This is a genomic window from Phyllobacterium sp. YR620, assembly GCF_900104165.1.
Lineage (GTDB): Bacteria > Pseudomonadota > Alphaproteobacteria > Rhizobiales > Rhizobiaceae > Phyllobacterium > Phyllobacterium pellucidum.
In genome coordinates this window covers 174,261-196,966 of sequence record NZ_FNJP01000002.1, presented here as the reverse complement: position 1 = coordinate 196,966, position 22,706 = coordinate 174,261, and the positions used below count along the sequence as shown (strand labels likewise).

Genomic DNA, 22,706 nt, shown 5'->3' with positions numbered 1-22,706 from the left:
CAAGAGAAATTATATGATCGTATAATTTCTCTATTAGTATTTGAATTAGTTATGTTATTTTGATATTAAGCGTGAACTAAGTGAGTCGGTTGGCTGAGATTTTTGCCTCTTCGCCCCTGATTCCTCGATGTGATAAAGCAACGGGAAAATGATCTTGGCCAAGTCCAAATCAGGCGTCAGAACGCGGGCCGGGTTCCGCCGTGAAGCTCCGGAGGATCGCCGCCGGCAATTGGCCGAGGCGGCTCTGCGCTGCATCGTCCGGCATGGAAATGCCGGGGTATCGGCGCGGCAGATCGCCATGGAGGCCGGCGTCACGCAAGGGCTGATCACCCATCATTTCGGCGAGATAAACGAATTGGTGGCCCATGCCTTCGACATCATGTCCGATGGCATGCTCGATACGGTCATGACGGCCGTTGACAGCGCTTTGCCCGAGCCCAAGGCGAGGCTGGAGGCCTTTGTCGAGAACTCATTCTCGCCGGCGCTGTTCGATCGCGACGTGCTTGGCGTTTGGGTCGTTTTCTGGGGCCTGATCCTGCACTCGCCGCGCATGAGCGCCTCGCAGAAGGGCGAGTATACCGCTTATGTCGTCACCGTGGAGAAACTGATCACGGACTATGCCGAGGCGGAGGGCTGCGCGATAGCCAGTCCGCGTCTTGCCGCGATCGGCTTCACGGCGCTGATGGACGGCCTGTGGCTCGCTTGGTGCTTGAATCCCGAGGCATTCCAGCCTGAGGAAGGGATCCGGATCGGCAAGAACTGGATCGAGGGATTGCGGCTCGGCGCCTTCGCCTGACCGTCTCTAGGCCGATTTCCCACCTCCATGCTATGGTCTGCCTTGGGAGAACGAGGAGGATAAATCGTGGCACAGCCGAGCGAACATGCACCCAACTTCAGTCTGGACGGCAAGGTAACGCTGATTACTGGCGCATCGCGCGGCATAGGCAGGGCCTGCGCACTTGCCTGTGCTGCCGCTGGCTCCGACATCGTCCTCGGCTTGCGCGACATTTCGGGTTCATCCGATCTGATCGCTGAAATCGAAGCCATGGGGCGCAAGGTCCTGCCGGTACGACTCGATATTTCGCAGCGCGCGGATATAGAAAGTGCGGTCGAGGCCGCTCTGAAGCAATTCGAGCGTATCGATGTGCTCGTCAACAATGTCGGCGTAGCGCCAGGCGATCTTGCCGAACGCGTCTCGGAAGCGGCGGTTGACGAGATTCTGCAGGTCAATATCAAGGGCACGTTCTTGATGACCCAGACTGTTGCCCGGCACATGATCGACCGCAAGGCAGGCCGCATCATCAGCATCAGTTCGCAGGCGGGAACCGTTACGCTGCGCGGCGAGGCGATCTATTGCATGAGCAAGGCCGCGATCAACCATCTGAGCCGGTGCCTTGCCGCCGAATGGGCGCCCTATGGGATCACCGTCAACACGGTCGCACCAACCTTCATCTGGACTGATGGGACCCGGCCCGCCCTTGCGGACAAGGATTTCCATGACCAGACGCTCGCCCACATCCCACTCGGACGGATCGGCGAAACCCGCGATGTTGTGGGCGCCGTCGTTTTCCTGGCATCACCGGCCGCATCATTGATCACAGGGTTGAACCTGCTCGTCGACGGCGGCTGGTCAATCGCCTGAAACGACCTAACGTTTCAGGCTCTCCGCCCAGCCCGCCACTGTGGCGGCCAAGGTCTTCAGGTGATCGGCGGCCGAAAAGCCGGATATGCTCTTGCGCGGCTTGAGATCGTGGTCGCCATCTTCAAGCCAGAGGATTTCGATCTTGTCGGAAAGGTCATAACCCGCAACCTCCTCCCTTGTACCAAATTCGTCGCGCGTTCCCTGGCAGATCAAGGTCGGCGTCATCAATCCTGCAAGATGCTTCGTACGCAGTTGGTGCGGTTTGGCCGGCGGATGGAACGGATAACCGAGGCAGAGCAATCCGCTGATCGCGCCTGCCGCATGGAGTTCATCGGCGATCATGCTGGCAACCCTGCCGCCCATCGATTTGCCGCCGATAATCAGGCGCTTCGGTTTGCCGAGCGCGGCGATGGCGTCGACATATTCGGGTTTGAGCGTCTCGGCACGCGGTGGCGGCTTGCGTCCTGCCGAGGTGCGGCGCGCCGCCATATAGGCAAACTCGAACCGCGCCACCCGAAAGCCCGCTTCGGCGAGAGCCTTGGCCGTTGCAGTCATCGAGGCTGAGTCCATCGGCGCGCCAGCGCCATGTGCGAGAAGAATGGTGACAGGCGCGTCGTCACTGCCGTCGAAGAGGAACCTGTCCTGCATTTCAGTCTGCCTATTTGGTGGTGACGAGAAGGATGAAGGCGACGAATACAACGAGATGAACGAGACCCGTCAACACGTTGGTTCGTCCCGTTCCAAAACTGTGGATGCTTATGCCGAGAATAAGGGCAAGCAACACCGCGTCGCCCCCGGGCAAGCCCAGCGTCAGTTCGCGGCCGGTAATGACGCTGGCAATGCCGATGGACGGGATTGTCAGGCCGATCGTCGCGAGCGCCGATCCGAGCGCAATGTTGAGACTGCGCTGCAATTCGTTGTTCATGGCGGCGCGGATTGCCGACAGGGCCTCGGGCAAGAGGACAAGCGTTGCAATGAGCGCGCCGACTATGGCGTCCGCTTGTTGGACTCCGATCGCATCGAGACCGTTCTCCACGCCGATTGCCACCCGTTCGGCAAGGAGGACAATACCGAAAAGCCCGATCATCAAAAGGACGGCGTTGATCCACGAACCTTCGCCGGGATGGGGGTGCCCGGCATGTGTGCCTTCGGCGTCACCGATGTCATCGACGAAATCATCGCGGTGCCGAACCGTCTGCGCGAAGACGAAGCTGCCATAGAGTAAGGCAGAGCAAATGCTCACGAAGGTGAGCTGCAAACGTGAAAATGTGCCGGGTGCGTCATGCAGGGTGAAATTCGGAAGGATCAGCGTCAGGACGGCAAGCGCCGTAAGCACGGAAAGAATCGCGCTCGTGCCTTGCCGTTTCATCTCCTGCTGGCGGTGCTGCATACTGCCAAGCGTAAGGCAAAGACCCACGACGCCCGCACAAACGATCATGACCGTCGAGAACACCGACTCCCGCGCCAGCGTCGGGTTATTTTCCCCATGCAGCATCATGGCGAGGATGATCGAAACTTCCACAGTGGTAACGGCAAAGGTGAGGAGCAATGTGCCGTAAGGTTGCCCGAGGCGTAGCGCCAGGCCTTCCGCATGCTGCAGGACGACAAACACCGTGGCAAGGAGCAAGGCGATTGCAAGCGCGGAAACGACAATGCCGATGCCGTGACGCCCGGCGCCGACCGGCACCTTCGCCACTTGAATGCCGACCGCAAGGGCAAGGCAGGCAATCGGGATAAGATAGCGATGGATTGAAATGGGTCGTGGGGCCATGAACGATCCGGGTCAAGCGAGTGCACGCTATTCCTACCACTCCTCCCGGAACAGGCCTAGCCCGACCTGCATCCAGAGATTGCATTTCGTATTTTGCCAAGCCGTGCGAAGATCGATCTGCATATCTAGGGGAATCGCGCGGGGGAAACATGAAGCGCTTGCTCATCGGGCTTGGAGTCGTGGTCGCGGTTTACCTCCTGCTGGCCTATGTGATCCTGCCAGCCGCCTGGACCCATTACGAGCGCCAGCCCGGTCTTGCACGGCGCCCCATGGTGACGATGACGGCGGGCGGTATGCCTGGCGATCCCTTGAATGTTGGATTGATCGGCAGCCGCGAGGATGTCGTTCGCGTCATGCACGCTGCTGGATGGTATCCTGCAGATCCGGTCACCCTGCGCTCGAGCATCGATATCATCGGCAGCGTCGTCTTCGACCGGGCATACAAGAGCGCGCCCGTAAGCCCACTGTTCTACGATGGGCGCCATGAGGACCTTGCCTACGAAAAACCCGTAGGTGACAGCGCTCGCCATCGCCACCATGTCCGCCTGTGGGAAGTGCTGCAATCAGGCGAGGAAGGACGCCCGGTGTGGCTGGGTTCTGCGACGTATGATGCGCATGTTGGCGTCAGCGAATATACCGGCCAGGTGACGCATGACATTTCACCCGATGTCGACCGGGAGCGGGACTTTTTCGCGGGCAGTCTCAGTGAGGCGGGGATGGTCAACGCCATCTACGAGGTTTCCGGGGTCGGCCCGACGCTGAATGGGCGCAATGGCGAAGGAAGCCGATATTTCACAGACGGTGAAATTCACATGCTGGACCTGGTCAAGGACGGGCAGAAGCGCAGCGCGCCGCCGCAGGTGTTGCCGCCTCCGCCTTTCATCGAGGCGAAGGACCAGGCCTGGCACGGCGTCAAGAACATGCTCGGCTTTTGACGGGCGTTGTTGCGCTTCTCGAATCAAATTACCGCAGCTTATCAACGCGATGCCTTCAAATTGACCCAAAGGAGGAGGTACCATCAAGTTTCTGAAATTTGCGCATCCAAACATGCTGTTGACATCAACCGTTCCAATTGTCCCAATTGGGACCGTTCTGCGTGGAAACCGTTGCCCCAACCGTAGCCGACGATCAAATACCCAAGGTCCGCAGGCCGAATCTTAAGGAGAAAATCATGAAAAAGACCTTTGCAATGGTGCTTACTGGAGCTTTGCTGGCAGGCGTTGGAGCGAGCTCCGCCAATGCCGCTGATATGGCGCGCTACCAGAGCCCGGATGCGCGCGGCGGTGTCAGGATCGGCTATCTCGACTGCACGATCGGCGGCGGTGTCGGCTATCTTCTAGGCTCGGCGAAAGAGATCGACTGCATTTTCCGTTCCAGCCTGACGGGTGATCGTTCGGAGCGCTACTCCGGTGCGATCAGGAAGCTCGGCGTCGACGTCGGCTTCACGACACAAAGCCGCTTGCTGTGGGCGGTGTTCGCACCAACGGCCGGCTATCACCGCGGATCGCTGGCCGGCGTCTACAGCGGCGCGACAGCGGAGGCCACGATCGGTGCGGGTATCGGGACCAATGTGCTCTTTGGCGGCACGGCAGGTTCAATTCACCTGCAGGCAATCAGCGTGACCGGGCAGATTGGGTTGAACTTGGCCGCAACCGGAACGTCGATGACCCTCGCTTCGGCGAACTGACTTCAGTTGCCCCTTCCGCTCGCTGGAAGGGGCATTTCCATCTTTGTTGAATTGGGCGGGGGCTCACGTGAACAGGATCGTCCAGCGCGCGCTTCTTGCCGCCTGCCTTATTGTGCTTCCAGCGACGGCCAAAGCTGCCTGGCAGGCGGTCGAACAGATCGAAACCTATGCAATCAGGGGCAAGTCGGGCGCCGAACTCTACGCCTCTATTGGAGAGCACGGTCCGCAGCTTGGCGGCGGCAAGGTCCGCACCATCGCCCATACCAACTTCAAGCTGACATGGCGGCGAAACTACCAGAATCAGGGCACCGCCTGCACGCTGGTGTCGGCGCAGCCGAAGCTGATCATCACCTATACGCTTCCGAAGCCTGCCGAACCTCTGCCGCCTTCAGTGCGAGCCGGTTGGGAGACCTTCATAGGCGGCGTCGAGACCCATGAAAGGGTCCATGGCGACACGATCAAGGAGATGGTCAAGGCAATCGAGGCTTCTACCGTCGGACTGTCCGTGCCCGATGATCCCAAATGCCAGAAGATCAGGTCCGAGATGACCAGGCGTCTCTCCGCACTGTCGCTGGCGCAGCGGCAGAAGAGCCGGGATTTCGACAAGGACGAAATGAGCGAGGGCGGCAATGTTCACCGTCTCATCCTACAACTTGTAAACGGATCCTGAGACGCGAGGCGCGTCATTCCACCCTGCCCAAAGGGATGCCCTGACGGCACTTTACCGGCGTGATATTCTGAGCCTGATCAAGTTTTGATCGGGGGACACACGAATGAAAGCCTTTGCCTTGACGCTTGCAGCGCTCGCGCTCGTCGGCTGCATGGGGAACAAGATCGAACCGCCCTATATCACGCCGCAATCATCGATCTATGGGGCACCGCAGGCAACGCTGGCGGGACGTTGCTTGCCGGCGGTCAACAGCCATGGGAAGGCTGCTGTCTGCATCAAAAAGTACCCGTGACAAGGTGCGCGGGCGCGCGCTTCGGGTGTAGCCTACCGTAAGTTACCTGTCTGGCCTTTCTTATTGCAGTAACCTTTCCGTGCGCGTGACCCATCATAGCCAAAGCCTCTGCCCGGCAGCGTGGGCCCGCCGCCAACGGAGGTTACGGTCATGGGTTCAAGTAGGCTCAAATACTTTGCCGCGGCAGTGGCATTGACTGGTACGTTTCTATCGCCGGTCGCAAATACGGCGCACGCTCAAAACAGCAAGCCCAATATTGTCGTCATCATGGGCGACGATGTCGGCTGGTTCAATATCGGCGCCTATCACCGGGGCATCATGTCCGGAAAAACGCCCAACCTCGACAAGTTGGCGTCCGAGGGCATGATGTTCACCGACTACTACGCCGAAGCGAGTTGCACGGCCGGCCGGGCAAGTTTCATTACCGGTGAAATACCGTTGCGTACCGGGCTGACGACGGTTGGCCAAGCCGGGGCAGATGTCGGGATGCCCGACAAGGCCGCGACCATTGCTGCCGCCCTCAAGACGGAAGGTTATGCAACGGGTCAATTCGGGAAGAACCATCTCGGCGATCTGAACAAGTTCCTGCCGACGCTGCATGGCTTCGATGAGTTCTTCGGCTATCTCTATCATCTTGATGCCATGTCTGATCCTTACTGGTATTCCTTCCCCGACGATCAGTCATACCGCGATAAGGTCGGGCCCCGTAATCTCGTGCATAGCTTTGCGACGGACACCGATGACGCGACCGAACAGCCGCGTTGGGGCAAGGTCGGCAAGCAGCGCATCGTCGACGAGGGTCCACTGGCGCCTTACCCGGACATGTCCAATGTACCGAACATGCACGACATAACGCCCAAGGCGAAGTACGACATGGGAACGTTTGACGAAGTGCTGGTCAAGGCTTCCTGCGACTTCATGGACAAGGCCAAGACGGAAAACAAACCGTTCTTTGTTTGGCACAACACGACGCGCATGCATGTCTGGACGTTTCTTTCGCCAAAATACCAGGCGCTCATGAACAGCACGTCCAACTATGGGCTCGAAGAAGCCGGGATGGCGCAGCTGGATGACAGCGTCGGCGCCATCCTGAAATGCATCCAGGATTCGGGCGAGGCAGACAATACCATCGTCCTCTTTACGACCGACAATGGTGCTGAAGTATTTACCTGGCCTGATGGGGGCATGACGCCTTTCAAAGGCACGAAAGGCACCGTGATGGAAGGCGGCTTCCGGGCGCCGGCCATCATCCGTTGGCCGGGGAAGGTCAAGCCCGGGACGGTCGAAAACGGCATCTATTCCGCGCTTGATTGGTTCCCGACGCTGGTGGCGGCAGCGGGAAACCCCGATATCACCGACCAGTTGCTCAAGGGTGTGAAACTGGGCGAAACCACTTACAAGAACCATCTCGACGGCTACAATCAGATGGATCTCTTGCTGGGCAAAGGCCCCTCCGCACGACATGAATTCTTCTATTTCGGTGGACCCCAGCTCGGCGCAGTGCGCATCGATGACTTCAAGTTCCAGTTCTTCCAGCAGCCGCAAGGTTGGCCGGGTGGAAAGGTTACGACCGACATGCCGACCATGGTCAATATCCGCCAGGACCCGTTCGAGCGGACCCCGTCGATTGCCCAGCAGAGCCTCAACGACCTCGGCGGAGGTTATATGAACGACTTCTTCGCCCGCGAGTTCTGGAGGTTCGTCAGTGTTCAGCAGGAGGTCGGAAAACTCGCGCTGACGGCGGTCGACTACCCGCCTATGCAGGACCCGGCGTCATTCAACCTCGATGCTGTCAAGCGGCAGATCGATGCCGCAATCAAGAACAAGCCAGGCAACTAGGCCGGTCTGGATTGTGTGCGGCGGGCGGCTCAAAAGGCCGCCCGTTGCCTGTGCACGCAGTAGCCTATTCGTCGTTGGAAGGTCTTCCTCGCATTCGCCGCCGGACGATGAAAAAGCCCCAGGCGAGCACGATCAAAAACATCGCGCCGAATGCGTAGCTCAGAATATTCGTTGAGAAAACATTGGCTGAATAAGTCATCATTTTTTTGCAATCTTGAAAAAAGCGCGCCATTTCAGAATGTTTTATGATTATGCACTTGAATTCGGCGCATGTCATATTTCAAACTGAGCAATCAGACTTTTGTTCCGCACCGCCTTACTAGTAAAATCGAAATCGCATCCACAATATTTGGTTTATTATTCAATCTTTTGGCCACGAACCGCAATTAAAGCGCAATTGACGCTCAAGCTCCTGTTCTCGTCTTTTGGCCACATTCTGGCTCTTCGCGCAAATCCTCGAGCCGCCATGGCTATCCAAATCGCGAGTGCTGCTTGTGATGGAGGAATTGGCATGAACCCGCGTACCAAACGTTTGATTGCTCATTTCTTGGAACCCTTCGCCTTGCGCGGATTGGACGGGGTTCAGCCCCCCGGCGAATACGATGTCGATGTAGACGAGGAAATGATCGAAGGCCTGTCCCGGCTCGCTTATCAGCGCGTGGCGACCTTTATCCACGTTCCGGCAAGGGGCATGAAAGCCCATCGAACGCAGCTTGTTGCGATCGACTATGACGAACTCGAAATGGCACAGAAAAAAGAACAGGAAACAAACAAATGAATATCCACCGACGCTACAAGTTGCCGGTAACCCCGCCGCATCGGTTCGCAATCGGCCAGCAGGTCCGCCTGCGCAGCGGCGGGGGCGCAGCGATGAAGAGCACTGCAATCTTCGAGATTCTGGCGAGGCTTCCGCCCCTGGGTGGCTCGTTCCAGTATCGTATCCGCGACGCAGAAGAGAAACACGAACGGATGGCCACTGAAGATAGTCTTGAAGCCATCGATATCTGGAGCAGCGGCGACCGCGACAGTCTGCGGGCACTTGCAGACGTGCATTCATGAATGGCCCAACAGCAGGAATTTAAAGAGCCGATGCGCGGACACTGCTGCTGGTTTACCCAACCCGGAGATCATGGCGAAAGGACTAGAATTTTGGCGAGGAATACCGTGCGGACAGCCCGCCACGCCTTCATCGAAAACCTCAAGCTTGTCATTGCCGAGTACCAGGCAACAAGAGAGCGCCTTATTGCCGAAACCGATCAGGTGTTCAGTACCGGAAAGTACGGAGGCGAAGACATTTCGGTCGAAACGGCGGCGCACTACAAGCAGCTCATATCGCACTATAAGGCCGTCGTCCTGCGCTTCGAGAATGAGCAGACACGCAAGGCCCAGCCGAAACTTTGAGTTGGTATGCCTATGCGCGCGGTCACTTGAAACCCAAAGACAGCAATGTGATCGAAGCATGATTGACTTAACGGTGATTTGAGCGCGTTAGTCAGTGGTCGTCAGGCATGCAATGGCCGCTGACGCTTGAGAGTATCTGCTCCCGCCTTTTAATCGCGAGGAGACAGACATGTTGCCTATCGATCATACCATAACCAGCCCCCATCTCCTGCGCGCCGCCGACTGGCTTGTGCTGCAGGCTGCCCATGAAAGCGCATCGAAGAACCTTGGTCGATCGCCGAACGGTCACCGCTACTCTGACCGCTTGGCCAGGCAGGTTTTACGCCTGTTTGAATTGGGGCATCGCGACATAGCCATCATCGCGGCAGTCGCCGCACAGACGGAACGGGCCCAGGCCCAGCATTCGTACAGCCTGAACAAGATTCTGACGCTCGTTCCCGCGAATGAACAGGCGCGGCAATACCGGTTGTCCGGCTGCGGGCAGAGCCTTGACGGTTACCACTGACTGTTCCGGTTTTTACTGGTCGCTGGCGGCAGCCGTCCACTTCTAAAGAAGTGGGCTAGGCCCGCGTGATCACGGTGTTAGAGGCGCATAATGGCCCAAAAAATTGACGGGAAACTCCAGTGCGAGGAATGCCGGACGATTTATCTGAGCATCCCTCGAATAGACAACGATGACGGCCCGGTCTTTTGCAGCGAGTGCGGAGCATATATGGGCCGTTGGCGGGATGTCCGATCGGAATTTTCTGCGCAAGGCGGCCAAAACGGCGTGTTCGAATTGTCGAATGGTCAAATCATTCGCATCGAGTTTTATGGCAAGATACCGCGACGCGGACCCTAGTCGCCGAGGCTGCAAACGGGATGTTCGGGAAGTAATGGGAGAGTGGCGTTCCTAGGTCTCAGTGAAACTGGCGGAGAGAGCGGGATTCGAACCCGCGTTACGCTTTTGACGTAAACACACTTTCCAGGCGTGCGCCTTCAACCACTCGGCCACCTCTCCGCAGAACGTCCGGCATCTGCCAGGCGGGTCGATAATGTCGGCCGCAAATGCCGGCCGTGAGCACCGTCAAACCACCGGTCACTCTTTTTTGAAGCATGCACGGCGCTGTCGATGGTTAGCTGGCAGCGACCCCGTGCGGCGCGCAATATAGTCAGAACAGGCACTTGTTCAACACCTATTTCAGTTTTATCGCGCTTTGCCGCAGTTTCTCAAATTCGATGCTGATTTTACTGGGAGTTTTCGCGAAAATTTCATCACGTGCCGTCAAAATGCCGGTAAGGTCGCGTTCATTCGTGTCCTCTTACGATCGCCGGCGGTGCCTGTCGGCCCCATCGCGATCAGGGCGCAAGATTCTGGAGTGGTTGAGTGATCCGTGCGTTTCTAAGGCTGCTTGCCTATATTTCCCTGAGCCTGGCGATTATCGCCGCAGTCCTGGACGCTGCCCGCTCCGTCGGGGCATCGCGTCTGGTCATGACGTCACTTCGCGACAGCTGGCAGTCCTTCTCGCCTTCAACCCTCGTCCCAGCCGAAGACTATATCCGCTCGCATCTCTATCCCATGCTATGGGATCCCTTGATGCTCTGGATCTTCGAAACGCCGACCTTCATCATCTTCGCGGCGCTGGCTTTTGTGCTTTACACGCTCGGCCACCGGCGCGAGCAGCGGGCAGGGCGCTTTGCAGCCCGCTGATCCGATCTAACCAACTGACATAACTCGATATTTGCGCAATATTTGACCGGTCAGCAAAATTCCGCGTGAATTTTGCCTGCGGGCATGCCAGATTGAATTTTGGGGCGGGGGCCATCGTGGGTTGCCGCCACGATTTCGAGGATCGACGGCAGGTTGGTTCTTTCAACAAAAATCCAGAGGGTTGGTTCAAATGAAGCGTATTCTTCTCGGTCTCATGGCCGCTACAGCATTGTCAGTCTCGGCGTTTGCCGCCGATGACAAGCCGGCCGTGATCTATGATCTGGGCGGCAAGTTCGACAAATCATTCAACGAGGCTGCGTTCAACGGCGCCGAGAAGTACAAGACGGACTCGGGCGTCAAATATCGCGAGTTCGAAATCCAGAACGAGGCACAGCGCGAACAGGCCCTGCGCAAGTTTGCTTCGGACGGCAACTCGCCGATCGTCATCGCCGGTTTCTCAGCCGCAGCCGCGATCGAAAAGGTCGCAACGGAATTTCCTGATACCAAGTTCGTCATCATCGATGCGGTCGTCGAGAAGCCCAATGTTCGCTCCGTCGTCTTCAACGACAATGAGGGCTCCTACCTCGTCGGCGTGATCGCCGCCAAGGCTTCGAAGACCGGGACGGTCAGCTTCATCGGCGGCATGGACGTTCCGCTCATCCGCAATTTCGCCTGCGGCTATGTCGGCGGTGTCAAGGCCACGAACCCGGATGCAAAGGTCATCCAGAACATGACCGGTGATACCCCGGCTGCATGGAACGATCCGGCCAAGGGCGGCGAAATCGCCAAGTCACAGATCGACCAGGGCTCGGATGTGGTCTTTGCTGCCGCTGGCGGCACCGGCATCGGTGTACTGCAGGCCGCCGCTGATGCGGACAAGCTCGCAATTGGTGTCGATTCCAACCAAAACGGCCTGCATCCGGGCAAAGTTTTGACATCGATGATGAAGCGCGTCGACGTTGCTACCTATAATGCCTTCAAGGACGGCGCTGACGGCAAATTCACCGCGGGTGTCAATGTCCTTGGTGTCAAGGAAGGCGGCGTCGATTATGCGGCGGATGAAAACAACGCCAAGCTTTTGACCGATGACGTCAAGACGGCGGTTGAGGCGGCCAAGGCCGATATCATCTCCGGCAAGATCAAGGTTCACAACTACAACACGGACAATGCCTGCCCCTACAAGTAAGCGTTAATCCATAAGCACTTGAGAAGCCGCCGATAGTGACATCCGGCGGCTTCGTCGTTAGTACTGGGCGCATTCAAACCAAGGAGCTCGCCGTGACTGCTTTTGCCGTACTCCTCAGCATTCTCGCCGCCATCGCCATCGGCGCAATGAGCCCGGGCCCCAGTTTTGTCCTCGTCTCGCGCATTTCCGTCGCATCATCGCGAAGCCATGGGCTCGCATCGGCGCTCGGCATGGGGGTCGGGGGCGCGTTCTTTGCGGCGCTCGCCGTCCTTGGACTAACTGCGCTGCTGCTCAAGTTCGAATGGCTTTACGTGGTATTGAAGCTTCTCGGTGGGGCCTATCTTGTCTACCTTGCCATCAAGATTTGGCGCGGCGCATCCGAACCGCTCGCTGTGCCGGGTCCGAGCGGCGAGGGCAGAGGTCTTTCCGTGCGGCGGGCATTTCTCGTCGGCCTTTTCACCCAGCTCAGCAATCCGAAGACGTCGATCGTCTATGCCAGCATCTTTGCCGCTCTCATGCCGCAATCGCCGCCTCTCTGGCTGCTTCTCGCACTTCCGCCCATGCTATTTTGCGTCGAGGCCGGATGGTACACGATCGTGGCACTCGCCTTTTCGGGTACGCGCGCCCGCCTCGTCTATATGCGCTTGAAACGCTGGATCGACCGCGGCGCGGGCGCCGTCATGGGCGCCCTCGGCGTGAAGCTGATGGCGGAAGCGATCACGTCCAAAGCCTGATTGCCCGCCCTTAATAATGCGGCGGCTTGGTAATCGGGATATCCGGTGTCGCCTGTTCTTCGAGAACGAGGAAGCGGTCGGTCAACGCCCCGAGCTGGCGGCGCATGGCTTCGATTGTCTTCCACTGCTCGGTGATCTGGCCGGAAAGTTCCTCAATGGTCTTCTCCTGCTCGGTGACGATAATTTCGAGGCGCGTCAAACGATGTGGCCGGTCTTCCGTCGTCATTGCTCGTCTCCATTGCCGTGCGGTTTACTCTCTAGGCGGTGGGCGATCCCGGTGCAAGGCTCGTCGCCCGATGGCTGTTGAATCTTGCGTTTCTTGACTGGAAAGAAAAAAATCCCGTGTTAGGGTCGAAACGCGAAAAGACGATAAAAGCTGCGAAACAGCGGATGGGGATATGGCCGAACCGGCAATCGAACTTGTTGGAATTGATAAGCGCTTTGGTGCCGTGCACGCCAATCGCGACATCCATATGCTTGTCGAAAAGGGCACGATCCACGGCATTATCGGCGAGAACGGCGCCGGCAAATCGACGCTGATGTCGATTCTCTATGGTTTTTACCAGGCTGACAGTGGCGAGATCCGCATTAACGGCGTGCCGGTGAAGATACCGGATCCGAACGCCGCCATCGGCCTTGGTATCGGCATGGTGCATCAACATTTCATGCTGGTCGAGAACTTTACGGTCCTCGAAAATGTCATGCTCGGCGTCGAGGGCGCGCCGCTCCTGAAGAACGGCATTGCCAAGGCAAGGGCGGAACTGAAGCGGCTCGAGCGCGAATACCAGCTCGATGTCGATCCGGACGCGCTGATCGAGGAACTGCCCGTTGGCTTGCAGCAGCGGGTGGAAATTTTGAAGGCGCTCTATCGCGGCGCGGAAATTCTGGTTCTGGACGAGCCGACTGGGGTTCTGACGCCGCCCGAGGCGGATCACCTTTTTCGCATTCTCGAACAATTGAAGGATCAGGGCAAAACCATCGTGCTCATCACGCACAAGCTGCGCGAGATCATGGCGGTGACCGACAATGTGTCGGTCATGCGCCAGGGCTCCGTCGTGGCAACGCGAAAGACCGACGAGACGACGGTGGAGGAACTCGCTGAACTGATGGTTGGCCGCCGCGTGCTCCTGCGCGTCAAGAAGGGCGAGGCAAAGCCGGGCGAGATCAAGCTTTCGGTCGAGCACCTTACCGTGCGCGACAGCCGCGGCGTGGTCATGGTGGACGACGCATCCTTTACCGTACGCGCGGGCGAGATCGTCGGCATTGCCGGCGTCGCCGGCAACGGCCAGTCGCAGCTTATCGAAACCATCGCCGGGATTCGAACGGCAGTTTCGGGCCGCGTGCTGCTTGACGGCCAGGTCATCGATATCACTGGCGCTGCCGACCCTGGCGAACTGCGCGATCGCGGCCTCGCGCATGTGCCGGAAGACCGGCACCACATGGGTCTCGTCCTTGCCTTTGAGGAATATGAAAACTCGATCCTCGGCTACCACGACGACCCGCTCTATCTTCGCGGCCCGTTTCTCGATATCGAGGCGATCCAGGCGGACGCACGCAAGAAGATCGAGAAATACGATATCCGTCCCGGCGATCCGCGCCTGAAGACGGCGAACTTCTCCGGCGGCAACCAGCAGAAGATTGTGCTTGCGCGTGAGATGGAGCGCGATCCCGGTGTGCTCATTATCGGCCAGCCGACGCGGGGCGTCGATGTCGGCGCCATCGAATTCATCCACAAGCGCATCATCGAAATGCGCGACGCCGGCAAGGCGGTACTTCTTGTTTCCGTCGAGCTTGACGAGATACGCTCCCTCTCGGACCGAATTCTTGTGATGTTCGCCGGCCGTATTGTCGGCGAAAGGGATTCCGATGCCAGCGAAGGCGAGCTCGGACTGTTGATGGCTGGTGTCGAAGCGAAGGAAGCAGCCGAATGACGACCCAGGCACTCCTCATCATCGACGTTCAAAAAGCGATTGATGATCCGAAATGGGGGCGGCGCGGCCAACCCGGTGCGGAGGCAGCGATAGCACGTTTGCTCGCCGCCTGGCGCGAGCGACGTTTGCCGGTCATCCACATCCGCCACGATTCCACCGATCCGCAGTCCCCCTACCGGCCCGGCACCGACGGCAATGACTTCAAGCCGGAGGCCGAACCGCAATTGGGCGAGCCCGTCGTCGACAAACGCACCAACAATGCCTTCATCGGCACCGATCTGATGGATGTGCTGGACGAATTGCAGGTGCGCAGCCTGGTCATTGCCGGCGTCCTTCTCGAAAACTCTGTCGATGCCACGGTGCGCATGGCCAGCAATCTCGGGTTCGAGGTGACGATCCCGGAGGATGCGGTCGCAAGCATCGACCGCAAGGATCGGAGCGGCAAGCTATGGAGTGCCGAAGACGTGCATGCGCTGTCACTGGCCATTCTCGATGGCGAATATGCCCGCATTTCAATGACTGACGCGATCATCGAGACCTTGCCATGAGCCAGCCCTTCGCCAAATTGCCTGCCTGGGCCGATTACGGGCTTCTGCCACTGATCAATCTGATCGTTGCATTTCTTGTGGCAGGCCTCGTTGTGATGCTTGTCGGCGAAAGCCCGATCGACGCCGCGGTTCTGATGGTAAAGGGGGCCTTCGGCTCCGGCGACGGTGTCGGCTACACGCTCTACTACGCCACCAACTTCATCTTTACCGGGCTCTGCGTCGCGGTCGCGTTTCATTGCGGCCTCTTCAATATCGGCGGCGAGGGCCAGGCCTACATTGGCGGGCTGGGCGTGACCATTGTCGGCCTCGGACTTGGCAATTCCCTGCCCTGGTGGCTGGTATTTCCTCTGGCGATCCTAGCCTCGGCACTGGTCGGCGCTCTCTGGGCCCTTATCCCGGCATGGCTGCAGGCAAAGCGCGGCTCGCATGTCGTCATCACCACGATCATGTTCAACTTCATTGCCGCCAGCATCATGGTCTATCTTCTGGTCGGCGTTCTTAAGCCGCTCGGCAGCCAGGCTCCGGAAACCCGGGTCTTCGGCGATGGCGGGCAGTTGCCGGGCCTCGGCTGGCTGCTCAATATCATCGGCCTCGACATGCGCTCGGCCCCTCTCAACATCAGTTTCCTGCTCGCGCTGCTGGCCGCCTTCCTGGTATGGCTGCTGATCTGGCGCACCAAGCTCGGCTATGAAATTCGCACCATGGGCTTCAGCCCGAAGGCGGCCCGCTATGCAGGCATCAGCGAGTTGCGGATCATCATCATCACCATGATGATTTCCGGCGCCCTCGCCGGGATGATGGCGCTGAACCCTATCATGGGCGCCCAGCACCGCATGCAGCTCGATTTCGTGCAAGGCGCGGGTTTCGTCGGCATCGCCGTCGCGCTGATGGGACGTTCCCATCCGGTCGGCATCGTGCTCGCGGCAATTCTCTTCGGTATGCTCTATCAGGGCGGCGCGGAAATCGCCTTCGACATGCCCAATATCTCGCGCGACATGATCGTCATCATCCAGGGTCTCGTCATTCTTTTTGCCGGTGCGCTCGAGCATATGTTCCGCCCCTCGTTGCAGCGCATTTTCCAGCGCGTGGGCCGGGTGAAGCGGGAGACTGCATCGGTGGTTACAGCTGGGGGCGGGCAATAATGGATTTTCTGATCACCCTGCTGCAGCTCTTTGATTCAACGATCCGCCTCTCTGTGCCGCTGCTGCTCGCCTGTCTGGCGGGTCTCTATTCCGAGCGATCAGGGATCTTCGATATCGGGCTTGAGGGCAAGATGCTGGCCGGAGCCTTTGCGGCCGGCACGGTTGCGGCCTGGTACGGCTCCGCCTGGGCGGGGCTTCTCGCTGCCGTCCTTGTATCCGTGGCGCTCGGTCTCGTGCATGGCTTTGCCTCGATCACCCATCGCGGCAACCAGATTGTGTCGGGCGTTGCCATCAACTTCATCGCGGCGGGAACCACCGTCATCCTCGGACAGGCGTGGTTCAGCCAGGGCGGGCGCACGCCGTCCTTGCCCAATACGGCACGTTTCAATCCGATCAATCTTCCGGGCGCCGAGGCAATGCGAAGCGTCCCGATCATCGGCCCGATCTATTACGAACTGATCTCGGGTCATTCTATCCTGGTCTATCTCGCCTTCCTGCTGGTCCCGTTCACCTGGTGGGTGCTCTACCGCACGCGCTTCGGGCTGCGTTTGCGTGCCGTGGGCGAGAACCCGGCGGCGGTCGATACGGCGGGCGTATCGGTGCCTTGGCTGCGCTATCGCGCCGTCATCTGCTGCGGCGTGCTTTGCGGCGTTGCTGGTGCCTATCTTGCCACCGCGCAGGGCGCCGGCTTCGTCAAGGACATGACAGCCGGCAAGGGCTACATAGCGCTTGCCGCCTTGATCTTCGCCAAATGGCGTCCTGTGCAGGCGATGTTCGCTTGCCTGCTTTTCGGCTTTCTCGATGCCGTCGCCATTCGCATGCAGGGCCATCCCATGCCCCTGATCGGCGAGGTGCCCGTGCAATTGATGCAGGCGCTTCCCTATATTTTCACCATCGTGCTGCTCGCCGGCTTTATCGGCAAGGCGATCCCGCCCAAGGCCGGGGGCGTTGCCTACGTGAAAGAAAGATGATGACCAACAGCAAGGACCTTTTCGACGCGGCCTATGCCGCGATGCAGAAGACGCATTCGCCCTATTCGCAGTTCCCGGTTGGCGCCGCGATTCGCACCAGCGACGGGCGCATTTATTCGGGTTGCAATATCGAGGTTGTCTCCTATCCGGAAGGCTGGTGCGCCGAAACGACGGCGCTCTCACACTTCGTCATGGGCGGCGGCGGCACGATCACCGAAATCGCTGTCGTCGCCGAGAAGAAGGCGAAATGCACCCCCTGTGGGGGCTGCCGCCAGCGGCTAGCGGAATTTGCCGGCCCCGATGTGCTGCTCCACCTTTGCGACAATGACGGGATTGTCGAGACCTTGACGATGAAGGAGATTTTCCCCTTCGGCTTTGAAGCGGAAGTCCTCGGAGGAGCAAAGGGATGATGAACATCCATCACGTTGCTCTCGCCCCTGTGGGTGCCGCATGATCGCACCTGCAACCGGCGCTCTCATCAAGAAGCTCAATGGCCTTGCGCCGCGCGTGGCACTGGTGCTCGGTTCGGGGCTTGGCTCGTTGGTCGATGCCGTCGAAAATCCGGTCCGTATCCCCTATGCCGACCTGCCGGGCTTCCCGCATAGCGGCGTCTCCGGCCATGCCGGAGAAGTCGTTGCCGGTTATTTGTCCGGCAAGCCGGTCCTTATGCTAGCTGGGCGATCGCATTATTACGAGAAGGGCGATGCATCGGTCATGCGCCCGGTAATTGCAGCGCTTGCGGACCTCGGCATCGAGATGTTGATCCTCACCAATGCCGCAGGTTCGGTGCGCCACGATATTGCGCCGGGCAGCGTCATGCTGATCGACGATCACATCAACTATTCGGGGCTCAATCCGCTGATCGGCGAACCCTCGGATCAACGCTTTGTCGGCATGACCACAGCTTATGACCAGAAGCTCAGGGACGCCATCATCCTTGCCGCCAGCGAGGCGGGAGAGAAGATCACCTCCGGCGTCTATATGTGGTTTTCCGGCCCATCCTTCGAAACGCCGGCCGAGATTCGCATGGCCCGCACGCTCGGCGCCGATGCGGTCGGCATGTCGACAGTGCCGGAAGTCATTCTCGCCCGGTTCTTCGGCCTGCGCGTTGCGGCCTGCTCGGTCGTCACCAATTACGGTGCCGGCATGACCGGCGCTGAACTCTCGCACGAGGAAACCAAGGACATCGCACCGATGGGTGGCGCGCGCCTGCAGAAGATTATCCGGGTGCTGATCCGGGAGATTGGCTGACCCATGCTGTTGCCCCAGGAAATCATTCGCCGCAAGCGCGATGGTGAGACACTCGACGCCGCCGACATCACCGCTTTCGTCAATGCCATGAGTTCGGGCTCCATCACCGAGGGCCAGGTCGCTGCATTCGCCATGGCCGTTTTCTTCAACGGCATGAAGCGCGACGAAGCTGTGGCGTTGACCCTCGCCATGCGCGATTCCGGCGATATTCTTGACTGGTCCGATCTGCCCGGGCCCGCCGTAGATAAGCACTCCACCGGTGGCGTCGGCGACAATGTCTCGCTGATGCTGGCGCCGATCGCTGCGGCCTGCGGCGCCTATGTGCCGATGATCTCCGGCCGTGGGCTTGGCCACACGGGCGGCACTCTCGACAAGATGGACGCGATCCCCGGTTATCGCAGCCAGCCAGACAATGCCTTGTTTCGCCGGGTGGTGCACAGCGTGGGCTGCGCAATCATTGGCCAGACGGCAAACCTGGCGCCAGCCGACAAGCGCTTTTATTCGATCCGCGACGTCACCGCGACGGTGGAATCGATCCCGCTGATCACCGCCTCGATCCTGTCGAAGAAACTGTCGGCTGGGCTCAACGCGCTGGTGCTGGACGTCAAGGCTGGCAATGGTGCGTTCATGGCGAAGACCCGCGACGCCGTCGCTCTCGCGGAAAGCATCGTGGGGGTGGCGCAGGGCGCCGGGCTCATGACGACGGCGTTGCTCACCGATATGAACGAGCCGCTGGCTCTCGCGGCGGGAAATGCCGTTGAGGTCAAGATTGCCGTCGATTTCCTGACCGGCGACAAGCGCGACAGCAGGCTTGAGGATGTGACCCTTGCGCTTGCCGCCGAAATGCTGGTTTCGGGCAAACTGGCTGCCAACCACAAGCTGGCAATGGAGAAGGCCCGCGAAGCGCTTCACAGCGGCAAGGCGGCGGAGATCTTCGGGCGCATGGTGGCTGCCCTCGGCGGTCCAACCGATTTGATGACGCGGCCCCGCCACTATTTGCCGGTTGCGCCGATTACCCGTGAAGTGAAAGCGCCGGTCTCTGGCTTCGTCTCGTCGATCGATACGCGCGGCATCGGGGTCGCTGTGGTCGCGCTCGGTGGCGGGCGCATCCGCCCCCAGGATCCCATCGACCATGCCGTCGGCATCACCGATCTGCAGCCGATCGGTGCCAGAATGGAAGCGGGCGAGCCGATTGCATTGGTCCATGCGCGCAGCGACGACGATGCGGCAGCAGGCGTTCGCGCCATCGAGCAGGCGTTCAGCTTTTCGGAACGCAAGCCACGCACCGTAAGCCCCGTCCTGCGGCGCGTCGGCGGTTAAGCACCAAACTTTCAGAAGTTTGTGATCTCACGCTCGTCCTTGTCTGGGCGAGGTTCCCCGGAAGGCTATTTCGTCCCGTACATGCGATCGCCGGCATCGCCGAGACCCGGTACGATATAGCCCTTTTCGTTCAAATGATCGTCGATCGCGGCGGTAAAGACCTGCACGTCGGGATGCGCCGTGGTGAAGCGCTCGATACCTTCGGGGGCCGCGAGGAGGCACAGGAAGCGGATGTTGCTCGCGCCGCGGTCCTTCAGCTTCTGAATCGCGGCAATGGCGGAGTTTGCCGTTGCGAGCATCGGATCGACGACAATAATAAGCCGGTTAACGATGTCTTCCGGCGCTTTGAAGTAATATTCGACCGGCTGCAGCGTTTCGTGATCGCGGTAGAGCCCGATATGTGCAACGCGCGCCGCCGGGACCAGATCGAGCATGCCTTCGAGAAGGCCGTTGCCGGCGCGGAGGATGGAGGCGAAGACCAGTTTCTTGCCCTCGATCACCGGCGCATCCATCTCGGCCAGCGGCGTCTGGATCTTGATCGTGGTCAATTGCAGGTCGCGCGTCACTTCATAGCAGAGCAGCAGGGAAATTTCCTTCAGGAGCCGCCGGAAGCCGGCGGTCGAGGTATCCTTGTCGCGCATGATGGTTAGCTTGTGCTGGACAAGCGGATGAGAAACGAGCGTCACGCCCATGGAAATCCCCTTCATTCTTTTACGCGGCGATCTTAGCCTTTCGGCGCCGGTCCCGCAAAGATCTCAACCGAAGCGCGCACAGTTTTGTCCGCTGCGAGACGTTGGATCAATGAACGCCTCGTATCCTCGTTGATGAACGCTGCCTTGAGGGCCGTCTTGGTCACGGCGACGAGGCCCGCCTCGTCATAGCCAAAATTGTTGGCCGCGATGGCATATTCGCGGTCAAGATCCGTATGGAAATAGGGCGGATCGTCGGCATTAAGCGTTACCGGGACGCCAGCGCGAGCCAGCGCCGGCAAGGGATGGGCAGAAAAGTCAGGATAGACGCCGAGCGCGATGTTCGATCCCGGGCAGCATTCAAGGACGATCTGCTCGGCGGCAAGGCGCTTGACGAGGTCCGGATTCTCGATGGCCCGCACTCCATGGCCGATGCGCGTGGGCTTGATGGCATCGAGCGCGGCGGCCACGCTTTCCCAGCCACAAAGCTCACCCGCATGCACAATTATGCCGAGGCCTGCATCGCGGGCGAGATTGAACGCGGCGGCAAAATCACCCGGGCGATACATGCGTTCGTCTCCGGCCATGCCGAAGCCGGTGACCAGCGGATGCGGGTTCTCCACAATATAGCGGGCCGCCGCCAATACGGCTTCGGGACCCTTGTGGCGCAGGCCCGTCGCGATCAGGCGCCCCTCAATTCCGGTTGCTGCCTTGGCGCGGCTCATGCCCTCGGCAAGGCCCTCGATGTAGGCGCGCGGATCGAGACCGGCGCTGATGGCATGATCAGTGGAAATGAACACTTCGGAATAGATGCAATCCTGCCGGCTCAGCGCTAAAAGGTAATCTTCGGCGAGGTCGGCATAGTCTTCTTCCGTGCGAAAAAGCATGGATGCCTGGTCATAGGCATGAAGGAAAGACGTGAAATCATCCCAAACGAATTTGTCGTCCTGAATGAAGCCGGAAACATCGACGCCGTATTTTGCCGCCTTCCGCTGCACCAGCGGCACGGATGCGGCGCCTTCTATATGGCAGTGCAACTCAGCTTTCAGAACCATCAAGTCACCCGACAACAAACGCGTCGCTTCATCGCGCAAGAGGACAATAGCGTTGCGCGAACTAATCTTCTATGGTTCGCCGCAAATAGAGTAGATCAGGTAATCGAGATGAGCCAGCAACGCACCGGCGCCCATGGCGGCATGGAAACTTCATTCGGGTTTCAGGACGTCAGCGATGGCGAAAAGCAGTCGCGTGTCAACGATGTATTTCACCGCGTTGCCAAGCGCTACGACGTGATGAACGATCTCATGTCGGGCGGCATGCACCGGGTCTGGAAGGACTCGATGATTGCCTGGCTGTCGCCTTCGCGCACGGCCAACTGGAAAGTCCTTGACGTTGCCGGCGGTACCGGAGACATCGCGTTCCGGATCGTGGAAGCCTCCGGCCGCAACGCACATGCAACCGTGCTTGACATCAATGGTTCCATGCTCGGCGTCGGGCGCGACCGCGCCGTGAAGAAGGGCCTCGCGGAAAATCTCGAATTTGTCGAAGCCAATGCCGAAGAACTTCCCTTTGCCGATGCGAGATTCGATGCCTATACGATTGCCTTCGGTATCCGCAACGTTCCGCATATCGATCGTGCCCTGGCCGAAGCCTTCCGTGTCCTGAAGCCGGGCGGGCGCTTCATGTGCCTCGAGTTTTCCGAGGTGGAACTGCCGATCCTCGACAAGGTCTATGATGCGTGGTCGTTCAACGCCATTCCGAAGATCGGCAAGGCGGTGACCGGCGATGCCGACAGCTACCAGTATCTTGTCGAATCGATCCGTAAGTTTCCGCGTCAGGCCGATTTCGGCGAAATGATCCGCAAGGCAGGCCTTGAGCGCGTTACCTGGCGCAATTTCACCGGTGGAGTGGCCGCCCTGCATTCCGGCTGGAAGTTGTGAAT

The 22,706-nt window shown here is 59.3% G+C and carries 27 protein-coding genes and 1 tRNA gene; 22 read left to right on the top strand and 6 right to left on the bottom strand.

The window, feature by feature from the left end:
* The first annotated feature begins 154 nt into the window (after positions 1-154).
* A complete protein-coding gene (locus BLR72_RS07770; protein ID WP_051614672.1) occupies positions 155-796 on the top strand; it encodes a TetR/AcrR family transcriptional regulator in 642 nt (213 codons plus the stop codon).
* Positions 797-859: 63 nt separating this feature from the next.
* Positions 860-1,642: an SDR family NAD(P)-dependent oxidoreductase gene (locus BLR72_RS07765; RefSeq protein WP_091947064.1), complete on the top strand. Its 783-nt coding sequence runs from the start codon at positions 860-862 to the stop codon at positions 1,640-1,642.
* Positions 1,643-1,648: 6 nt separating this feature from the next.
* Here the strand turns inward: BLR72_RS07765 and BLR72_RS07760 are convergent, their stop codons facing one another.
* Positions 1,649-2,290 (bottom strand): alpha/beta hydrolase family protein, encoded by a 642-nt coding sequence (locus BLR72_RS07760; protein ID WP_091947061.1) that lies wholly within the window; start codon positions 2,288-2,290, stop codon positions 1,649-1,651.
* A 10-nt stretch (positions 2,291-2,300) separates the two neighbouring features.
* Positions 2,301-3,413 (bottom strand): calcium:cation antiporter, encoded by a 1,113-nt coding sequence (locus tag BLR72_RS07755; RefSeq protein WP_091947058.1) that lies wholly within the window; start codon positions 3,411-3,413, stop codon positions 2,301-2,303.
* A gap of 149 nt (positions 3,414-3,562) precedes the next feature.
* Between BLR72_RS07755 and BLR72_RS07750 the strand changes: the two genes are divergently transcribed.
* From BLR72_RS07750 to BLR72_RS07705, 9 genes are all read left to right on the top strand, one after another.
* A complete protein-coding gene (locus BLR72_RS07750; protein WP_091947055.1) occupies positions 3,563-4,348 on the top strand; it encodes an LssY C-terminal domain-containing protein in 786 nt (261 codons plus the stop codon).
* A gap of 236 nt (positions 4,349-4,584) precedes the next feature.
* Complete coding sequence (locus BLR72_RS07745) at positions 4,585-5,100, top strand: DUF992 domain-containing protein (RefSeq protein ID WP_027230717.1); 516 nt, start codon at positions 4,585-4,587, stop codon at positions 5,098-5,100.
* A 67-nt stretch (positions 5,101-5,167) separates the two neighbouring features.
* The gene (locus BLR72_RS07740) at positions 5,168-5,770 is read left to right on the top strand and encodes a DUF922 domain-containing Zn-dependent protease (protein ID WP_091947052.1); all 603 of its coding nucleotides are present in this window, start codon (positions 5,168-5,170) and stop codon (positions 5,768-5,770) included.
* Positions 5,771-5,873: 103 nt separating this feature from the next.
* Entirely contained in the window at positions 5,874-6,062 is a 189-nt protein-coding gene (locus BLR72_RS07735) for a hypothetical protein (RefSeq protein WP_091947049.1), read from the top strand.
* 150 nt (positions 6,063-6,212) lie between these two features.
* Positions 6,213-7,901, top strand: a complete 1,689-nt coding sequence (locus tag BLR72_RS07730; RefSeq protein ID WP_091947046.1) for an arylsulfatase — start codon at positions 6,213-6,215, stop codon at positions 7,899-7,901.
* A 511-nt stretch (positions 7,902-8,412) separates the two neighbouring features.
* The gene (locus tag BLR72_RS07720; RefSeq protein ID WP_091947040.1) at positions 8,413-8,679 is read left to right on the top strand and encodes a hypothetical protein; all 267 of its coding nucleotides are present in this window, start codon (positions 8,413-8,415) and stop codon (positions 8,677-8,679) included.
* Complete coding sequence (locus BLR72_RS07715) at positions 8,676-8,960, top strand: hypothetical protein (protein ID WP_175492309.1); 285 nt, start codon at positions 8,676-8,678, stop codon at positions 8,958-8,960. Before BLR72_RS07720 ends, BLR72_RS07715 begins: the two co-directional genes overlap by 4 nt.
* Before the next feature lie 105 nt (positions 8,961-9,065).
* Positions 9,066-9,302 (top strand): hypothetical protein, encoded by a 237-nt coding sequence (locus BLR72_RS07710; RefSeq protein ID WP_139202510.1) that lies wholly within the window; start codon positions 9,066-9,068, stop codon positions 9,300-9,302.
* A gap of 169 nt (positions 9,303-9,471) precedes the next feature.
* Complete coding sequence (locus tag BLR72_RS07705) at positions 9,472-9,807, top strand: hypothetical protein (protein WP_091947034.1); 336 nt, start codon at positions 9,472-9,474, stop codon at positions 9,805-9,807.
* Between the two features lie 404 nt (positions 9,808-10,211).
* Here the strand turns inward: BLR72_RS07705 and BLR72_RS07700 are convergent.
* A tRNA-Ser gene (locus tag BLR72_RS07700) sits at positions 10,212-10,302 on the bottom strand.
* Positions 10,303-10,668: 366 nt separating this feature from the next.
* Here BLR72_RS07700 and BLR72_RS07695 point away from each other — a divergent pair.
* The 3 genes from BLR72_RS07695 to BLR72_RS07685 all read left to right on the top strand — a co-directional run bounded on the left by BLR72_RS07695 (position 10,669) and on the right by BLR72_RS07685 (position 12,912).
* Positions 10,669-10,992: a hypothetical protein gene (locus BLR72_RS07695; RefSeq protein ID WP_091947030.1), complete on the top strand. Its 324-nt coding sequence runs from the start codon at positions 10,669-10,671 to the stop codon at positions 10,990-10,992.
* A gap of 190 nt (positions 10,993-11,182) precedes the next feature.
* A complete protein-coding gene (locus tag BLR72_RS07690; RefSeq protein WP_027230697.1) occupies positions 11,183-12,178 on the top strand; it encodes a BMP family lipoprotein in 996 nt (331 codons plus the stop codon).
* Between the two features lie 92 nt (positions 12,179-12,270).
* Positions 12,271-12,912 carry a LysE family translocator gene (locus BLR72_RS07685; protein ID WP_210183725.1) on the top strand — a complete coding sequence of 214 codons (642 nt, stop codon included), beginning with the start codon at positions 12,271-12,273 and terminating at the stop codon, positions 12,910-12,912.
* Positions 12,913-12,922: 10 nt separating this feature from the next.
* On the opposite strand, the gene BLR72_RS07680 is transcribed toward BLR72_RS07685, so the two are convergent.
* Positions 12,923-13,138: a SlyX family protein gene (locus BLR72_RS07680; protein ID WP_091947027.1), complete on the bottom strand. Its 216-nt coding sequence runs from the start codon at positions 13,136-13,138 to the stop codon at positions 12,923-12,925.
* Between the two features lie 172 nt (positions 13,139-13,310).
* On the opposite strand from BLR72_RS07680, the gene BLR72_RS07675 reads away from it, so the two are divergent.
* From BLR72_RS07675 to deoA, 7 genes are read left to right on the top strand one after another with little or no spacing between them, the layout of a single operon-like run.
* Positions 13,311-14,843, top strand: a complete 1,533-nt coding sequence (locus BLR72_RS07675) for an ABC transporter ATP-binding protein (RefSeq protein WP_091947024.1) — start codon at positions 13,311-13,313, stop codon at positions 14,841-14,843.
* Positions 14,840-15,391 (top strand): cysteine hydrolase family protein, encoded by a 552-nt coding sequence (locus BLR72_RS07670; RefSeq protein ID WP_027230693.1) that lies wholly within the window; start codon positions 14,840-14,842, stop codon positions 15,389-15,391. Before BLR72_RS07675 ends, BLR72_RS07670 begins: the two co-directional genes overlap by 4 nt.
* Positions 15,388-16,533 (top strand): ABC transporter permease, encoded by a 1,146-nt coding sequence (locus tag BLR72_RS07665; RefSeq protein ID WP_091947021.1) that lies wholly within the window; start codon positions 15,388-15,390, stop codon positions 16,531-16,533. The genes BLR72_RS07670 and BLR72_RS07665 overlap by 4 nt, the downstream gene beginning before the upstream one ends.
* Positions 16,533-17,504, top strand: coding sequence for an ABC transporter permease (locus tag BLR72_RS07660; protein WP_091947018.1), 972 nt, complete (start codon positions 16,533-16,535; stop codon positions 17,502-17,504). The genes BLR72_RS07665 and BLR72_RS07660 overlap by 1 nt, the downstream gene beginning before the upstream one ends.
* Positions 17,501-17,914: a cytidine deaminase gene (locus BLR72_RS07655; RefSeq protein WP_244506657.1), complete on the top strand. Its 414-nt coding sequence runs from the start codon at positions 17,501-17,503 to the stop codon at positions 17,912-17,914. Before BLR72_RS07660 ends, BLR72_RS07655 begins: the two co-directional genes overlap by 4 nt.
* A gap of 40 nt (positions 17,915-17,954) precedes the next feature.
* A complete protein-coding gene (locus BLR72_RS07650; protein WP_027230689.1) occupies positions 17,955-18,755 on the top strand; it encodes a purine-nucleoside phosphorylase in 801 nt (266 codons plus the stop codon).
* Positions 18,756-18,761: 6 nt separating this feature from the next.
* The gene (gene deoA, locus BLR72_RS07645) at positions 18,762-20,075 is read left to right on the top strand and encodes a thymidine phosphorylase (RefSeq protein ID WP_091948552.1); all 1,314 of its coding nucleotides are present in this window, start codon (positions 18,762-18,764) and stop codon (positions 20,073-20,075) included.
* Between the two features lie 65 nt (positions 20,076-20,140).
* Here deoA and upp read toward each other — a convergent pair whose 3' ends face one another.
* Both upp and BLR72_RS07635 read right to left on the bottom strand, forming a co-directional pair.
* The gene (upp, locus tag BLR72_RS07640) at positions 20,141-20,767 is read right to left on the bottom strand and encodes a uracil phosphoribosyltransferase (RefSeq protein WP_027230687.1); all 627 of its coding nucleotides are present in this window, start codon (positions 20,765-20,767) and stop codon (positions 20,141-20,143) included.
* A 32-nt stretch (positions 20,768-20,799) separates the two neighbouring features.
* Positions 20,800-21,819, bottom strand: a complete 1,020-nt coding sequence (locus tag BLR72_RS07635; RefSeq protein WP_091947015.1) for an adenosine deaminase — start codon at positions 21,817-21,819, stop codon at positions 20,800-20,802.
* 108 nt (positions 21,820-21,927) lie between these two features.
* Here BLR72_RS07635 and ubiE point away from each other — a divergent pair, with 108 nt between their 5' ends.
* Complete coding sequence (ubiE, locus tag BLR72_RS07630) at positions 21,928-22,704, top strand: bifunctional demethylmenaquinone methyltransferase/2-methoxy-6-polyprenyl-1,4-benzoquinol methylase UbiE (RefSeq protein WP_091947012.1); 777 nt, start codon at positions 21,928-21,930, stop codon at positions 22,702-22,704.
* Positions 22,705-22,706: the final 2 nt, after the last annotated feature.

Coding starts and splice junctions, on each gene's coding strand:
- BLR72_RS07760 (WP_091947061.1), bottom strand. CDS start 2,290: ATGCAGGACAGGTTCCTCTTCGACGGCAGTGACGACGCGCCTGTCACC.
- BLR72_RS07755 (WP_091947058.1), bottom strand. CDS start 3,413: ATGGCCCCACGACCCATTTCAATCCATCGCTATCTTATCCCGATTGCC.
- BLR72_RS07750 (WP_091947055.1), top strand. CDS start 3,563: ATGAAGCGCTTGCTCATCGGGCTTGGAGTCGTGGTCGCGGTTTACCTC.
- BLR72_RS07745 (WP_027230717.1), top strand. CDS start 4,585: ATGAAAAAGACCTTTGCAATGGTGCTTACTGGAGCTTTGCTGGCAGGC.
- BLR72_RS07735 (WP_091947049.1), top strand. CDS start 5,874: ATGAAAGCCTTTGCCTTGACGCTTGCAGCGCTCGCGCTCGTCGGCTGC.
- BLR72_RS07730 (WP_091947046.1), top strand. CDS start 6,213: ATGGGTTCAAGTAGGCTCAAATACTTTGCCGCGGCAGTGGCATTGACT.
- BLR72_RS07720 (WP_091947040.1), top strand. CDS start 8,413: ATGAACCCGCGTACCAAACGTTTGATTGCTCATTTCTTGGAACCCTTC.
- BLR72_RS07715 (WP_175492309.1), top strand. CDS start 8,676: ATGAATATCCACCGACGCTACAAGTTGCCGGTAACCCCGCCGCATCGG.
- BLR72_RS07705 (WP_091947034.1), top strand. CDS start 9,472: ATGTTGCCTATCGATCATACCATAACCAGCCCCCATCTCCTGCGCGCC.
- BLR72_RS07690 (WP_027230697.1), top strand. CDS start 11,183: ATGAAGCGTATTCTTCTCGGTCTCATGGCCGCTACAGCATTGTCAGTC.
- BLR72_RS07680 (WP_091947027.1), bottom strand. CDS start 13,138: ATGACGACGGAAGACCGGCCACATCGTTTGACGCGCCTCGAAATTATC.
- BLR72_RS07675 (WP_091947024.1), top strand. CDS start 13,311: ATGGCCGAACCGGCAATCGAACTTGTTGGAATTGATAAGCGCTTTGGT.
- BLR72_RS07670 (WP_027230693.1), top strand. CDS start 14,840: ATGACGACCCAGGCACTCCTCATCATCGACGTTCAAAAAGCGATTGAT.
- BLR72_RS07665 (WP_091947021.1), top strand. CDS start 15,388: ATGAGCCAGCCCTTCGCCAAATTGCCTGCCTGGGCCGATTACGGGCTT.
- BLR72_RS07660 (WP_091947018.1), top strand. CDS start 16,533: ATGGATTTTCTGATCACCCTGCTGCAGCTCTTTGATTCAACGATCCGC.
- BLR72_RS07655 (WP_244506657.1), top strand. CDS start 17,501: ATGATGACCAACAGCAAGGACCTTTTCGACGCGGCCTATGCCGCGATG.
- BLR72_RS07650 (WP_027230689.1), top strand. CDS start 17,955: ATGATCGCACCTGCAACCGGCGCTCTCATCAAGAAGCTCAATGGCCTT.
- upp (WP_027230687.1), bottom strand. CDS start 20,767: ATGGGCGTGACGCTCGTTTCTCATCCGCTTGTCCAGCACAAGCTAACC.
- BLR72_RS07635 (WP_091947015.1), bottom strand. CDS start 21,819: ATGGTTCTGAAAGCTGAGTTGCACTGCCATATAGAAGGCGCCGCATCC.
- ubiE (WP_091947012.1), top strand. CDS start 21,928: ATGAGCCAGCAACGCACCGGCGCCCATGGCGGCATGGAAACTTCATTC.